Raw genomic sequence first — 15,560 nt, 5'->3', positions numbered from 1 at the left:
GATGGTCATGACCTGTATCTATCGCCGAGTCGGACAATAAGGGGTAAGTAGATAGATGGACGATAAGAAAAATAAAAAGCCATTACGATCTGCAAGTTGGTTTGGCAGCAACGATAAAAACGGTTTTATGTATCGTAGTTGGATGAAAAACCAAGGGATACCCGATCACCATTTTCAGAACAAACCCGTTATCGGGATCTGCAACACCTGGTCTGAACTGACTCCTTGTAATGGGCACTTCAGAGAGCTGGCCCAAAGAGTCAAGAACGGTATTCGTGAAGCCGGTGGGATTCCCGTCGAGTTTCCTGTGTTCTCCAACGGCGAGTCTAACCTACGTCCTAGCGCCATGCTTACCCGTAATCTGGCCTCAATGGACGTGGAAGAAGCCATCCGAGGCAATCCCATCGATGGTGTCGTCTTGATGACAGGATGTGATAAAACCACCCCTGCATTGCTAATGGGCGCCGCAAGCTGTGACATTCCCACCATAGTGGTGACAGGCGGCCCTATGCTTAATGGTAAGCATAAAGGTAAAGATGTGGGTTCCGGCACCTTAGTCTGGCAGATGCACGAGCAGCTGCAGGCGGGGGAGATCACCCTAGAGCAGTTTATGAACGCCGAAGGGGATATGTCACGCTCTACCGGCACTTGCAATACCATGGGCACGGCATCGACTTTGGCCTGTATGGCTGAGGTGCTGGGCACCAGCTTACCCCATAATGCCGCCATCCCCGCAGTGGATTCCCGGCGTAATGTGCTTGCGCACATGTCTGGCATGCGCATCGTCGAGATGGTGGATGAAGATCTCGTCTTATCAAAAATTCTCACGCGAAATTCCTTTATTAATGCGATTAAGACCAATGCAGCCATAGGCGGCTCGACCAATGCCGTGATCCACCTTAAAGCGATTGCAGGACGAATAGGGGTCGAACTCAGCCTGGATGATTGGCATCACGGCTATGATGTCCCCACACTCGTTAACCTGGCACCATCGGGACAGTATCTAATGGAAGATTTCTATTATGCTGGTGGTCTTCCTGCGGTTTTACGCCGATTAGGTGATAAAAATATCATTGATAAAGATGTGCTTACGGCTAATGGTAAGACGCTGTGGCAAAACGTGAGTTCGGCTCCTTGCTACAATGATGATGTAATTAAGCCTATGGAAAACCCCTTGGTTGATCAGGGTGGCATTCGTGTACTTAGAGGCAATCTTGCCCCCCGTGGCGCCGTGATTAAAACCTCTGCTGCCACCCCTGAGCTGATGCGCCATCGAGGACGGGCCGTTGTATTCAAAAGTTTTGATGATTATAAAGCGCGGATCAATGATGACGCGCTTGATATCGACGAATCCTGCGTCATGGTGCTGCAAAACTGCGGTCCTAAAGGGTATCCAGGTATGGCCGAGGTCGGGAACATGGGCTTGCCTCCCAAGCTGTTAAAGCAGGGGGTAAAAGATATGGTACGGATCTCAGATGCGCGTATGAGCGGCACGGCATTTGGCACTGTGGTGTTACATGTGGCGCCCGAAGCCAAGGCTTTAGGGCCGCTGGCTGCAGTGCGTGATGGCGATATGATCTCACTCGATAGCTTTGCCGGCACCTTGGAATTGGAGATCAGCGAAGAGGAACTCAAGCAACGCTTAGATCAGTTAGCCAAGATGCCAGCAGACACAATAGAGACGGGTTACCTGTCACTGTTTAAACAGCATGTGCTGCAGGCAGATGAAGGCTGTGATTTCGATTTTCTGCTGGGATGTCGCGGGGCAAAGATTCCCGCACATTCTCATTAAAGAAGATAGGTTTTTCTTTTATAATGCAACCAACTAAAGAACAAAACTAAGGTTACGTTATGAAGCTTGGTAATAAGTATCCAAGTTTATTGGGTAAAACGGTGTTTATCACTGGCGGCGGCACCAGCATAGGGGCTTGTTTCGTAGAGGCTTTCTTGCAGCAAGGGGCTAAAGTTGCCTTTGTCGATATTCTCGAGCAGGAGTCACAGTTGCTGGTTGAGCAACTGTCCGAGCAATATCCCCAGGCGCAGGTGAAATACTATCATTGCGATCTGCTCAATATCAAAGCGTTGCAAGCGGTCATAGAGCAGGCCGGAAATGAGCTCGGGGCCATTAGCGTACTGATTAACAATGCTGCCTGTGATCAGCGCCATAAGATTGAAGATGTGACCCCTGACTTTTGGGATCATTGTTTGGACACCAATCTTAAGCACTATTTTTTCGCCTCCCAAGCGGTGAGGCTTCAGATGCAGAAGATTGGTGGTGGTTCCATTATCAATCTGGGCTCAATGAGCTGGCACAACAATCAGGGCGGAATGGCTGGTTATACTGCGGCCAAAGCCGGTGTGATGGGCTTAACCCGAGGGTTAGCGGCGGATCTTGGTAAGGATAAGATCCGCATCAATACCTTGACGCCGGGTTGGGTGATGACCAAAAGACAGCTAACCCATTGGGTTGATCAAAATACAGCAAAGTATATTGAAGATAATCAATGTATTAAAGATTATGTGATGCCAGAAGATATCGCCGCTATGGCGCTGTTCCTTGCATCAGACGACAGCAAACTCTGTACGTCACAAAACTTTATTGTGGATGGTGGCTGGATTTAACCACTGCAGCACCATTTACAAACATGGTTCGAGCCCTGCCTGACTATTTGGCATGTGGCGAGGATCCACTATTTGTTTAAAGGTGTGTAGTTAACGATGCAAGCTTCGATTTCGAAAAACATTAAGCATGACCCCGCATTCCCTGGCGAGTTTGAGGTGATTACCTTAACGAACAGCAAGGGCCTGTCAGTAACCTTATCTAGCTTTGGTGCCAGTGTCTGGGCCGTTGAGTATGAGAAAGAGGGCGTTAAAATACCGCTTACTCTTGGCTATCAGGAGCAAGCCGACTGGGCCACTAACCCTTATTACTTTGGTGTTACAGTGGGCCGAGTGGCAAATCGCATCGGCAAAGCTCAGTTTGCCATTGGTGATAAACACTATCCTCTGGTCAAAAACGAAGGCAACAACCAGCTGCATGGCGGCCCGGGTGGATTTAGCCACCGCATCTGGCACAGCGAAACACAAACAAATGACAAGAGTGTCAGCGTTATCTTCCATATCGAGAGTCAGGATGGCGATCAGGGTTTTCCTGGTGATCTTACCGCCAAGGTTGAGTATCAACTGACTGAAGATAATGAACTTATCATCAACTACCACGCACTTTGTGACCAAACCACCCCTATCTGTCTGACGAATCACACCTACTGGAATTTAAGTTCGGACGCGCTCAGCGGCATTCTTTACCATCAACTCCAGCTCGATGCCGATCGTATCTTGGCGCTCGATGAAGAGCAGATCCCCAATGGCGAGCTGATCGCCGTTGAAGGCAGCGCCCATGACTTCCGTTCGCCCAAGCTGGTTGGTGCCGATATCTCTGAGCTTGAGAACGGTTACGATCATTACTATGTGGCGAGCAATCATCAGAGCGGACAGCTTAACTTTATCGCCAGACTGACGGACCCAGCCTCGGGGCGCGAGATGGAGATCCTATCCACTGAAGTGGGAGTGCAGTTCTACAGCGGTAATTTCCTCGATGGTTCGCGTAAGCGCGAAAATGGCGAGCTGATCAACAAACATCAGGGTCTGTGCCTTGAAACCCATGGTTTTCCTAATGGGGTTAATCACGGGCATTTCCCAAGCATGCTAGTGACAAAGGGTACACCTTACACCCAAACCACAGTGCATAGATTCAAGCATCTCTAACTGAGAAATTAATAAAAACAATAGGCTTTTTTGTAAAAAGCCGGGGACTTTTGTACCTGAAGATAAAGGAAATAATTATGAAAATTAAAAAGTTTATTCCAGCGATCGCCTTATGGGCTATGGGTAGCAGTCTTGCATGTGCGACCACAGTGGGCTTTTCGCAAGTGGGATCTGAAAGTGGCTGGCGTACCAGTTTTAGTGAAGCGGTTAAAGATGAAGCCAAAGCCCGTAATATCGATCTTAAGTTTTCTGATGCACAGCAAAAGCAGGAAAACCAGATCAAAGCGGTACGCAGTTTTATCGCCCAGGGCGTCGATGCCATCATCATAGCCCCTGTGGTTGAAACCGGTTGGGCACCGGTATTAAGAGAAGCAAAACGTGCCCGGATTCCTGTGGTGATTGTGGATCGCAATGTGAAGGTGAATGACGATCTCTATGTCACTCGTATCGCTTCAGACTTTAAAGAGGAAGGGGTGAAAATCGCCAACTGGCTGATGAATGAAACCCAAGGCAATTGCCGTATTGCAGAGATCCAAGGCACTGTGGGCGCCACCGCGTCGATTGACCGCGCTGCAGGCTTTAATGAAGTGATAGCTAAATATCCCAACGCCAAGATTGTCCGTAGCCAAACCGGTGAGTTTACCCGTGCTAAGGGTAAAGAGGTGATGGAGAGCTTCCTCAAGGCACAATCTGCCAACGAACCTTTCTGCGCCATCTGGGCACACAATGATGAGATGGCCCTAGGTGCGATTCAAGCGGTAAAAGAAGCTGGTATCAAACCCGGTAAAGATATCTTAATCGTCTCGGTTGACGGTGTACCCGATTACTTTAAAGCCATGGCTGAAGGTGATGCAAATGCGACCGTTGAACTGAGTCCATACCTGGGCGCACCTGCATTTGATGTGATCGATAAGTATCTTGGTGGCGACAAAAATATCCCCAAACTTATCAGCACAACAGGGGATGTCTATACCCAGGAAACCGCCGCTGACGAATATCAAAAGCGGTCAAGCAAATAAGCATTATCAGCATTAAAGCTGTTTTGGGGACAAGCTAATGAATAGTGTCTTAGCATTAAATGCGATATGCAAACAGTATCCAGGGGTGAAAGCATTACAGGATGTAAGCTTGAACCTTTACCCTGGTGAAGTGCATGCTCTCTTGGGTGAAAATGGTGCCGGTAAATCGACTCTGGTCAAGATAATGACCGGCGCCGAGACGAAGAACAGTGGCAGTATTCTTTTCGATGGCAAGGAGTATGAGTTCTGCTCGCCCATCGAGGCGCAGCGAGTGGGCATAGTCAGTGTCTATCAGGAAGTGAACTTGCTACCTAACCTGACTGTTGCGCAAAACCTGTTTCTGGGTCACGAGCCCAGAAAGTTGGGTTTGATTAACCATAGTGAGATGGCCAAACAGGCCAAAGCCGTACTGGCGCAATTTAAACTCGATATCGATGTGAATGCGCCCCTAGCGCAATACTCGGTTGCCGTGCAGCAGTTGGTTGCCATCGCCCGTGGTGTCGCCATGTCGGCCAAAGTCTTGGTGCTTGATGAGCCTACAGCGAGTCTAGATGCCGATGAGGTGAAAACCCTATTTTCCATTCTCGAGCAGTTAAAGGCGCGCGGTGTTGCCATCGTCTTTATTACCCACTTTCTCGATCAAGTCTATGCAGTGAGCGATCGCATCACTGTGCTGCGTAATGGCCAGTTTGTCGGTGAGTATGAGACCAAGCAGTTGCCACAGGCCAAGTTGGTTGAAGCCATGCTGGGTCGTGCGCTTGAGGATCATCTACAGATGGACGGCGTTGAGCGTACTGCAGATGAGGACAGCGCTCAGGCTGTGTTACTTAGCCTGCAAGGGGTATCGGTCAAAGACTCTATTCAGTCTCTTAGTTTGACACTGGCAGAAGGTAAAGCCGTTGGACTTGCGGGTCTGTTAGGCTCGGGTCGTAGCGAAGTGTGTAATGCGGTATTTGGACTGGATCAACTTAACAGTGGTCAAATTCAGCTTAAGGGCAAGCCCTTAAAACTGACGAATCCTGCCGATGCGATTCAAGAGGGGATCGCCCTTTGCCCAGAGGATCGTAAGGTCGATGGCATTATTGGTCCGCTTTCTATTCGGGAAAACATTATTCTTGCGCTTCAGGCCAGACTCGGATGGTGGCGCGGCTTGTCCCGTGCAAAACAGGATGAATTGGCACAGTTTTTTATCGATAAACTGCAAATTGCTACACCGGATGCGGATAAGCCCATTGAGCAGTTAAGTGGCGGTAATCAGCAGAAGGTGATCCTAGCGCGTTGGTTAGCCATCGAACCTATCCTGCTAATTCTCGATGAGCCCACTCGTGGCATCGATATCGGCGCCCACGCCGAGATCATCAAGCTGATAAGAAGTCTTTGTGATGATGGCATGTCGCTGCTGGTTGCATCCTCTGAACTGGATGAACTGGTAGCGTTTTCCAATAAGGTAGTCGTGATGCGAGATCGCAGCGCGGTCAAAGAGCTCACTGGTAATGAGCTCACTTCACAGCATGTGATGCAAGCGATAGCGGAGGGCGCATGAGCAGTTCAAGCGACGTATTAACTAACGGATCTGCTGTTGTATCTGCAACAAGCGGGCAAGTAATCGATAAGCAACAAGCGCGCTATCAAGCCGGTGCCGATAAAGCCTGGTTAAGGTACCTTTGGCCTGTGTTGGCCTTGGTTCTATTGCTCGTGGTGAACTTGTTTATCGACAGCAGTTTTTTCCATTTAACTTATCAAGATGATCGCCTTTTTGGTTCTTTGATCGATATTTTAAACCGCGCAGCGCCTGTGGCACTGCTGGCGATTGGCATGAGTCTGGTGATTGCCACTGGCGGTATCGATCTGTCTGTGGGCGCTGTGATGGCCATTGCAGGGGCTGTGTGCGCTAATTTACTGTTAAGCCCAGATCTCAGCGTGTTTACCGTGGTTATTATTGGCATTTTGGTGGGGATCTTTGCTGGCTGCCTTAATGGCGGTTTGGTCGCTTACCTGGGTATTCAACCCATAGTCGCGACCTTGCTACTCATGGTAGCGGGTCGTGGCGTAGCGCAGTTGATTAACCAGGGACAAATCGTCACTTTTCAAAGCCCGGCGTTTGCGGCTATTGGTACAGGCCAGTGGTTAGGCTTGCCTATGCCAATCTGGATAGTGATTGCCATGCTGCTGGCAACCCAGCTTTTGCTGCGTAAAACGGCATTGGGTTTGTTTATCGAGGCCGTTGGCTGTAATGCGAAAGCCAGCCGTTATATGGGGATCAACGATAAGTCGATCAAACTGTTTGTCTACGCAGTTGCCGGCCTTTGCGCCGCACTTGCAGGGATGATCAGTGCCGCCGACATCCAAGGCTCAGATGCTAACAATGCCGGCCTCTGGCTTGAGCTAGATGCCATTTTGGCTGTGGTAATTGGCGGCGCTGCGCTCACAGGTGGACGTTTCTCACTGATCCTTTCTATCGTGGGGGCGCTGATCATTCAGACGCTGGCGACAACCATCATTGTCAGTGGCTTACCTGCCAAATTCAATCTGCTGATTAAAGCGGTAGTGATCCTCTTAGTCTTATTGCTGCAATCTGAGCGTTTCAGAAATCAGCTCAAAGGTTTGTTCAGTTTTGGCAAGAAAGGGGCAGCATAATGTTTTCTCGTCGTTTTTTACCTCTATGGATCACAGCGTCTCTCGTGCTGGTCATGTTTATTTTTGGCGCGAGTCAATTTGAAGGATTTGCCAGCGTACGTGTGGTGTCTAATCTGTTTCGTGACAATGCATTTTTGCTGATCACAGCCCTAGGGATGACCTTAGTGATCATCTCTGGTGGGATCGATCTCTCTGTGGGGGCTGTCATTGCATTAAGCGGTGTGGTGACGGGTCTGCTAATCACAGATTATGGCTGGCATCCGTTAGCAGCATTTGCTTTAGTGATGCCACTAGGCACCTTGTTTGGCGCCGCCATGGGCAGCATCATACATTACTACAAGTTGCAGCCTTTTATTGTGACTTTGGCAGGCATGTTCTTAGCCCGCGGTTTGGCGACAACCTTAAGTGAAGAGTCGATTGCCATCGAACATCCATTCTATGATGCGGTGGCCGATTTTGGTTTCTCGCTTCCTGGTAATGGCTGGCTGGATGTTAGCTCAATCATCTTCTTCCTGGCATTTGTCGTGCTGCTTATCGTGATGCACTTTACTCGCTTTGGCACCAACATTTATGCCTTGGGTGGCAATGAGCAGTCGGCTAAGTTGATGGGCGTCAATGTTGCTCGCACGACCATCTCGATTTATGCCACAAGTAGCGCATTAGCAACCTTAGCGGGCATAGTCTTCTCTTTCTATACCTTCTCTGGTTATGCGCTAGGAACCATAGGTACAGAATTAGATGCGATTGCGGCGGTTGTTATCGGTGGGACTTTGTTAACCGGTGGAAGCGGTTATATCGTGGGTACTGTGCTCGGTGTAATTTTGATGGGAGTCATTCAAACCTACATCACTTTCGAAGGCACACTGAGCAGTTGGTGGACCAAGATTGTCATTGGCTTACTCTTGTTCTTCTTCATTGTGCTGCAAAAGCTCCTCAATGTGCGTAAGGGGTCCCATGCATAAACTCAAGACCAGTTCTGTCAAGACAAGCTCTGTCAAAATAAGTTCTGTATTGGCCCAAACCCTGCTCGGTGCAACTGCTACAGTTTCAGCCTTGTTTGCAGCGACTGTGACGGCACTTCCGCTGATCGTTGAGCAAGGCAGCATTCAGCAAGTGGCACATGAGCAGAGTGGTTCTCATGCAAATACCCAGGTGCAAAAGGGGTACAATTTTATTGAGCGCCGCGCCGATCCCTGGGTGATTAAAGCGCCTGATGGCGGCTATTTTTTTACCGCCTCTGTGCCTGAGTTCGATCTGATTGAGATCCGTTACGCGAAAACCCTGGCAGGTTTAGCCACGGCTAAGACCAGAGCCGTATGGCATAAGCATGCAACAGGGCCTATGAGTATCGATATCTGGGCGCCTGAAATGCATTTTATTGATGGCAAATGGTATATCTATTATGCCGCCAGTGACATCAATACACGCTTTCACAACCGCATGTATGTGCTGGGGCTGGAAGGGGACGACCCTATGACTGGCGAGTGGAAAGAGTTAGGGCGCATGCAGACAGAGCGTTCGGCGTTCTCCCTCGATGAAACCAGCTTCAGCATAGGCGATCGGCACTATGCGATTTGGGCGCAGCAGGATAGGGCAAAGACCTATAACACAGGTTTAGTTATCGCAAAAATGGTTTCCCCAACGGCTACCGCTTTGCCAGAAACCATCATCAGCGAACCCCTGCTTGAGTGGGAACGCTTGGGCTTTAAGGTGAACGAAGGTGCGGCCGTGATTAAGCATGGGGGTAAAGTCTTCGTTAGCTATTCGGCCAGTGCCACAGATCATAGATACAGTATGGGACTTATTTGGGCCGATGAAGATGCGGATCTGCTCGATGCTGACAGCTGGCATAAGCTACCCGAGCCCGTGTTTACCTCAGCACCTGAGTTCAAACGCTATGGCCCTGGGCATAACAGTTTTGTTGTGGCAGAAGACGGTAAAACCCTGTTGATGTTCTACCATGCGCGGGATTATCTAGAGCTTCAAGGAACGCCCTTAACAGACGGAAATCGTCATACCCGGGTGCGGGCAATCACCTTCGATGATAAAGGTTTCCCTGAGTTTCATAACCAGCTTTCTGATCAGCAAACCTTGGATATGGTTGGTTATTCGCTCTACTAATCCAGTCTGTTTTGCTTAATCTATCTGAAAAAGTGCCTACTTGAGTAGGCGCTTTTAGGTTTAGACAGGTGTGAGACCTTTAGTTAATAAGCTAATGCCTATTTAATTGGTTTTCGGCCAAGACAAATAAGTTCATTAGCCTCTTCTTTGCTCAAATCACTTAATAACAATTCTAAAGAGATTTCGGTGCGCTCTTGAGCAGAACCAAATTTATCGTAACCACCGCACTTTACAGTATCTATTTTTACGAGGGCGATGGTTTTATCCTGATCTTTAATTTCGATATTCAAATATCGCATGTAACTTGCGACATCCCACCACCAGTTAGCTGAGTAGGTCAGTTTAGGGTTATCAGTGTCTTTAGCATTCGCCACGGAAATATCAACGACTTGATATTGAAATCCATAATCGTTAAGTTTGCTGGTAATGACATATTTGATTGAGTTTTTAGTTCGGCCATCATCAATGATTTCTATGGTTTTGTTTTTAAGAGAATTCGAATCTGCCTTTTGAAGCTCAACAATGGCATTGTTCGCACAACCAGTGAGTAACAGCGCTGTTAATATTAGAGAGATTTTTCTGAACATAATCCATGTTTCCGATAAGTATTAGACTGACAACTAGGTTACTATTTTTTATTAAAATCATCTAGTAAAGTAAAGTGAAGTGAATCGCCACCACTACATTGTGTAAATAAAAGTGCCTTTGAACAGAGTGAATGCATGGGAGAAGATGTGATTTTTTCAGTCGCTCACAGAAAGAAAGTTTCAGGCTAAAATTTGCGGTAAAAATGAAAAAGCGAGCAGGGTAACTGCTCGCTTTTTTGTTTTATCGTTTTTTATTCGTTTATTTACGTTCAGGTTTCATTAGGCGAACTTCATATAAACCACCGGCGATAGAACCAGGCTTAGCCTTAAATTTAACTCTGAGTGGCTGGCTAGCGTCTTTGAGCAACTTAGCTGGAATAGGGAAGGACTGAGTAAAGTAATCGGGCCCTTTATCACCACTGAGCTTAACCGTCGCGAGATACTGCTCGTCAATTAAAATATCAAACTCCCTGTGATTATCTAAGCCAAAGAAAGTCAGACGTAGGACTGGCTGAGTTTCGCCTTTGGCATTTAATTGATAGCTGAACCAGTCATGGGCATGGCGCCAGTGACGGGTGCCATTGAGCCCTGCTTCACTTTTTGATGCCTCAAAGAAGTGATCTGACTCAGGCTGCTGCTCACCAGGCTGAACTAAGTCCAAGGTGCTGGCGGCCAATGCGGCTGCTAGTTTTGACTGCTGGGCTAATCTGGTTTGTAGGCTTTGCCAGTTATCGGCACTGCTTTGCCCAAAGTAGACGCTATAGCGGCTGTCGTGCAGCCTGAAGAAGGGGATAAGCTCCAGCTTTTCTCCGAGATTTAGCTTGGCATCGCCCGTGGTGAAAGCAAGCGTGCTGCTTGGCATTTTCTTAATCTCCTTGAGGAACTGGGTGCCATCGCTGATAAAGACAGGGGCATTTTCTGGTTCACAAGTTGGGCCTTTGGCTATGTGACCCATACGGCTCGCATCGGCGATAAAATCAAGTTGCTCGTTAGGGAACGGGTTGGTTTTCGCCGCCAAAACGATTGGGCCATAAAGCACAGAGTAGTAGGCCGATTTGTCTGGCATCTGCTCCAGGCTGATCTTCATCGGCAGAGTAATAGTGACTTTATCGCCCGCTTGCCATTGACGCTCAAGCTGCACATATTCGCCCGGCTTTGCTGTGATAATCCAAGCTTTGCCATTAACAGTGACTTTGAGTTCTCCTGCATTGACCCAGGTAGGATAGCGCAGGTTCAAACCAAATTTAGCACTGCTAGCGGGGATGGAGAGGATCTCAATCTCACTGGTATCGGCATCGGGGAACAAAGTGGTTTGTTTCAGCTTCACCCGTTTGGCTTGCCAATTTAGCTTAGAGTCGATAAAGAGGTTCACAAACAGCTGATCATCATCTTCGGCATAGATCATCTCACCGTATTTGGCATGGTTTTCTATCCCTGAACCGACACAGCACCACATACTTTTCTGCGGATCTGAATAGACGCGATATTGATTCGGTCGCATGGCGGTGAAGTAGACTAAGCCACCTGTCTCAGGGTTTTGGGATGACAAGATATGGTTGTAGAGGGCGCGCTCATAGTAATCGATATAGTTAAGATCGCCATTGCCCTCATAAAGGAGCCTGGACAGTTTTAACATATTGTAAGTATTACAGGTTTCAGGCCCTTCAACAGATTCGAGCATGCTGGAGAAATCATCGCTTGGATGAAAATGCTCGCGCACACTGTTACCGCCGATAGACACGGTTCTGTGATTGACTATGGTTTGCCAGAAAAAATCGGCACTGTCATGCCAGGCCTTATTGTTTTCTAGCTGAGCAATACGTGCTACACCGACGATTTTAGGGATCTGGGTATTGGCATGTAGGCCGGTCAGGGCGTCTTTCTGTTCTAATAAAGGATTCAATAAAGACAGATCGGTATAGCGCTTAGCCAGGGTCAGATAAGCCTGGTTGCCTGTGATGTCATAGACATCGGCTAAGGTTTCATTGAGTCCTCCATACTCGGTTCTCAGCATTAGCTGTAACTGCTGATCACTTAAGTTTTTGCTCAGTTCAAGCATCCAGTCACTGAACAGTACCATCATCTTCTTGGCCTGTTGATTGCCTGTGTAGATGTAGGCATCTTTTAAGCCGGCAAACACCTTGTGCACGTTATACCAAGGCACCCAGGCATCGTTTAGGGTAAAGAGATCGGCGCGGATATCCCCTTGGGCTAACGATTGCCACAATTTTGCACCATTAGGTACACCGCCAAGGTAACCATTGCCATGGGCTTGCTGACATTTACTCAGCTCTTCAATCATGTAATTAAGGCGCTCAAGTACCTGCTTATCACCGGTTGAAGCATACATAAGTGCAAGGGCACTCAAATAATGGCCACCGATATGGCCATCAAGTCCAGTATCTTCCCAGTTAGGATAGTTTTCGGCAGTGTTAGGTAACCCCGCCTCTTTACGATAAGGGGCCAGTAGGCGCTCAGGATCCATCACCATCAAATAGTGCAGGTCGGTTTGCTGGGCGTGTAAAAATGGCCCATGGGTAATACGCACATCTTGCAAGGGCACAGGGCTAGGCTGCAGTGCCAGGGCAACAGAGCTATTTAACATGAGCACGGCGGCGGTGAGGATTTTTTTCATATTATTTCACCTAAAAAAAGCTCCTAATGAAAGGAGCTTTATAGTTGAGTTAATGAGGGCGTGAAAGCCTTGACCACTATTAGTAAAAAACTAGGCAGTAAAACACCTGGCAGTAAAACATTAGGCAGTAACAGGATTCGCCTTTTTGTCAGCAGCATCAGTGTCTATTACTTGGTGTAATGGCATCTCTTCAAGTTTGGCCTTGATCGCTTCATAGCGGCTGTCGCTGATGTGATACTTAAACATCAAGCTGCCCATCAAGGTGTGGAAGAAGCCAGGAATAATGGTCAGCATCAATGCGATACCTGTGAGAGCAAATTCAGTTTGCACCGCATTGGCTTCATAGCCGAAGTAGGTCAGTAGCATACCGACAACGAATCCCGCTAGGCCCATACCCGCTTTCTGTGCAAATGAGATCCCGCCAAATGCGAGCCCAGATACACGCTGACCATTTTTTACCGTGCCGTAATCCACGGCTTCAGAGATAATGGACCAGAAGACAGGGGCGTGAAGATCGACCACAAAGGAGATCAGGAAGTAGAGCACAAAGGCCAGCATCACATCGCCAGGTTCGACAGCGAAGAACATAATAACGCTTAATACGCCGACCAAGATCTGAGAGTATCTAAACAGTTTGAGTTTACAAAAACGCTTGGTGATCCAAGTGGAGGCCACCATGGCCAGAATCGCCGCGCCCACACCCGTCGATAAGAAAGCCGATAACATCTTAGCATCGCCACCCAGGTAATAGGTGGCATAATAGGCGGCCACAGAACCGCGAATGACATAACCTATGGTACCAATGACACAGATAGCGACTAAGATACGCCACTGATCATTTTGCAGCAACAGTTTAAATTGGGTAGAAACTGGCTTGGTTTCAACCTTATAGGCAACACGTTCACGTACAGTAAAGAAGCAGAACAGGAACAGCAGGGTGGCCATCAAGCCCATTAGCCCCATCGCCGCCTGATAACCTGAAGCCAAATTATCTCCTCCCCACTCTTTTGCTAGGATAGGCACAATAATGGTGACTAAAAATGCAGCCACTTTAGCAAAGAATAGACGGTAACCGTTGGCTGACAGTCGCTCTTTGGGATCGTCTGTCATCACGCCTATCACTGAAATATAAGGTATGGTGACAGTGGTAAAGATGATGGTGACCAGAATATAAGTGGAGTAAGCCCAGATAAGCTTGCTGTTGTAATCCCAGTCAGGTGTACTGAATGTTAAGAATACTGAGATCCCGAATGGCACTGCCATCAGAAGGAAGTAAGGGCGATACCGACCCCAACGTGTGTTCACTTTATCGTTAATGATCCCCATCAGTGGGTCGGTCACCGCATCGATAAGCCTGACCACTAAAAACAAGATGCCCAGATCGGCCGGTTTTAAACCGAAAATATCGGTATAAAAGTAGGTAATGATCAGCATCATAGAGGAGATCACAACATTGACGGCCATATCGCCAGAGCCGTAGCCCACTTTTTCAAGTACTGAAAGTTTATTCGTACTCATCCAGGTTCCCTTCATTTTAGTTTTATACGCTAAGTTAACACCCACAAGCTTATGTGTTGCCACTAACGTGAACCACATCGACAAATTCAGTGTTAAATTTGTTAGATGGGATTGTTAATTGTGAAATTGATAGTAAGATATAATCATTCATCATACAATAGCATTAATGCTAAAATAGCCTACACGGATCACAGGGAGAAACGATGCCAGCAATCACTACCATCACGAGTAACCTAAGTCGTCAGATAAAGTCACTGACCTTAGTTGGGCTTATGGGTTTTAGCACGCATGCCCTAGCGACTCAAGTGAGTATTCATGATCCTGTGATGGCCAAAGAGGGTGACAGTTACTATCTGTTCAGCACAGGCCCTGGCATTACCATTTACTCGTCGAAAGATAAGGTCCATTGGCAAGGCTCTGGCCGCGTATTTGCCACCGAACCCACCTGGGCCAGAGATGTCGCTCCGGGATTTAATGGTCATCTGTGGGCCCCAGATGTGTTTGAGCACAATGGCACCTTCTACCTTTATTACTCGGTTTCAGCCTTTGGCAAAAACACCTCAGCCATTGGCGTTGCGGTCAATAAGACCTTAGATCCCCATTCCAGCGATTATCAGTGGCAGGATAAAGGCATTATCCTGCAGTCTGTGCCTTATCGTGACGACTGGAATGCCATCGATCCTAACATCATTATCGATGAGAAAGGCACGCCTTGGATGAGCTTTGGCTCTTTCTGGGGCGGCATGAAACTGGTGAAGATGAATGAGGATCTGATCTCGATAGCCGAGCCGCAAGAGTGGCATACGCTTGCCAAACTCGATAGACCCGCATTTGAAGATGACGCCGAACCCGGTCCGGCCCAAATCGAAGCCCCTTTCATCTTTAAGAAAGGGGACTACTACTATTTAACCGTTTCTTACGGTCTCTGTTGTCGTGGTGATGACAGTACATATCGGATGGCCATCGGCCGTTCAACCTCTGTGACAGGTCCTTATCTGGATAAGACAGGTAAAGATATGGCCAAGGGGGGAGGCAGCGAGTTGCTTAACGGCACCAAAGCCTGGCCAGGACTGGGTCACAACAGCATGTATGAATTTGATGGAACAGATTATCTGGTATTTCATGCTTATGAATCTGCCGATAACGGCCTGCAGAAGCTAAAAATGATCCCAATGACTTGGGACAAGGATGGCTGGCCGGTTGTGGATCCTACAACATTAGATACATACCAAAGCGTGTTAATTGAGAAGTAGGTATAAAAACAATGACTCATAGATT

Annotated in this window: 12 protein-coding genes; 9 read left to right on the top strand and 3 right to left on the bottom strand. The window is 47.9% G+C overall.

What is annotated here, in order from left to right; translation table 11 throughout:
* Positions 1 to 55: 55 nt before the first annotated feature.
* The 8 genes from LZP69_RS04840 to LZP69_RS04805 all read left to right on the top strand — a co-directional run bounded on the left by LZP69_RS04840 (position 56) and on the right by LZP69_RS04805 (position 9,542).
* The gene (locus LZP69_RS04840; RefSeq protein WP_234199062.1) at positions 56 to 1,792 is read left to right on the top strand and encodes an IlvD/Edd family dehydratase; all 1,737 of its coding nucleotides are present in this window, start codon (positions 56 to 58) and stop codon (positions 1,790 to 1,792) included.
* Positions 1,793 to 1,851: 59 nt separating this feature from the next.
* Positions 1,852 to 2,622 carry an SDR family NAD(P)-dependent oxidoreductase gene (locus LZP69_RS04835; RefSeq protein ID WP_234199061.1) on the top strand — a complete coding sequence of 257 codons (771 nt, stop codon included), beginning with the start codon at positions 1,852 to 1,854 and terminating at the stop codon, positions 2,620 to 2,622.
* Positions 2,623 to 2,718: 96 nt separating this feature from the next.
* The gene (locus LZP69_RS04830; RefSeq protein ID WP_234199060.1) at positions 2,719 to 3,765 is read left to right on the top strand and encodes an aldose epimerase family protein; all 1,047 of its coding nucleotides are present in this window, start codon (positions 2,719 to 2,721) and stop codon (positions 3,763 to 3,765) included.
* A 77-nt stretch (positions 3,766 to 3,842) separates the two neighbouring features.
* Positions 3,843 to 4,784, top strand: coding sequence for an ABC transporter substrate-binding protein (locus tag LZP69_RS04825; protein WP_234199059.1), 942 nt, complete (start codon positions 3,843 to 3,845; stop codon positions 4,782 to 4,784).
* Between the two features lie 37 nt (positions 4,785 to 4,821).
* Positions 4,822 to 6,327 (top strand): sugar ABC transporter ATP-binding protein, encoded by a 1,506-nt coding sequence (locus LZP69_RS04820; RefSeq protein WP_234199058.1) that lies wholly within the window; start codon positions 4,822 to 4,824, stop codon positions 6,325 to 6,327.
* On the top strand, positions 6,324 to 7,421 hold the full coding sequence (locus tag LZP69_RS04815; protein ID WP_234199057.1) for an ABC transporter permease: 1,098 nt from the start codon (positions 6,324 to 6,326) through the stop codon (positions 7,419 to 7,421). The genes LZP69_RS04820 and LZP69_RS04815 overlap by 4 nt, the downstream gene beginning before the upstream one ends.
* Positions 7,421 to 8,383, top strand: coding sequence for a galactofuranose ABC transporter, permease protein YjfF (gene yjfF / locus LZP69_RS04810; protein WP_234199056.1), 963 nt, complete (start codon positions 7,421 to 7,423; stop codon positions 8,381 to 8,383). The genes LZP69_RS04815 and yjfF overlap by 1 nt, the downstream gene beginning before the upstream one ends.
* Positions 8,376 to 9,542, top strand: a complete 1,167-nt coding sequence (locus LZP69_RS04805; RefSeq protein ID WP_234199055.1) for a glycoside hydrolase family 43 protein — start codon at positions 8,376 to 8,378, stop codon at positions 9,540 to 9,542. The genes yjfF and LZP69_RS04805 overlap by 8 nt, the downstream gene beginning before the upstream one ends.
* A 98-nt stretch (positions 9,543 to 9,640) precedes the next feature.
* On the opposite strand, the gene LZP69_RS04800 is transcribed toward LZP69_RS04805, so the two are convergent.
* The 3 genes from LZP69_RS04800 to LZP69_RS04790 form a co-directional block, all read right to left on the bottom strand.
* On the bottom strand, positions 9,641 to 10,129 hold the full coding sequence (locus LZP69_RS04800; protein ID WP_234199054.1) for an Sbal_3080 family lipoprotein: 489 nt from the start codon (positions 10,127 to 10,129) through the stop codon (positions 9,641 to 9,643).
* A gap of 259 nt (positions 10,130 to 10,388) precedes the next feature.
* Positions 10,389 to 12,764 (bottom strand): glycoside hydrolase family 127 protein, encoded by a 2,376-nt coding sequence (locus LZP69_RS04795; RefSeq protein ID WP_234199053.1) that lies wholly within the window; start codon positions 12,762 to 12,764, stop codon positions 10,389 to 10,391.
* A 120-nt stretch (positions 12,765 to 12,884) separates the two neighbouring features.
* Positions 12,885 to 14,282 carry an MFS transporter gene (locus LZP69_RS04790; RefSeq protein WP_234199052.1) on the bottom strand — a complete coding sequence of 466 codons (1,398 nt, stop codon included), beginning with the start codon at positions 14,280 to 14,282 and terminating at the stop codon, positions 12,885 to 12,887.
* 203 nt (positions 14,283 to 14,485) lie between these two features.
* Between LZP69_RS04790 and LZP69_RS04785 the strand changes: the two genes are divergently transcribed.
* On the top strand, positions 14,486 to 15,535 hold the full coding sequence (locus LZP69_RS04785) for an arabinan endo-1,5-alpha-L-arabinosidase (protein WP_234199051.1): 1,050 nt from the start codon (positions 14,486 to 14,488) through the stop codon (positions 15,533 to 15,535).
* Positions 15,536 to 15,560: the final 25 nt, after the last annotated feature.

Source organism: Shewanella sp. AS1, from assembly GCF_021412565.1.
Taxonomy (GTDB): domain Bacteria; phylum Pseudomonadota; class Gammaproteobacteria; order Enterobacterales; family Shewanellaceae; genus Shewanella.
Note: the sequence above shows the minus strand (reverse complement) of the source record. Positions and strands in the feature narration are given on the sequence as shown.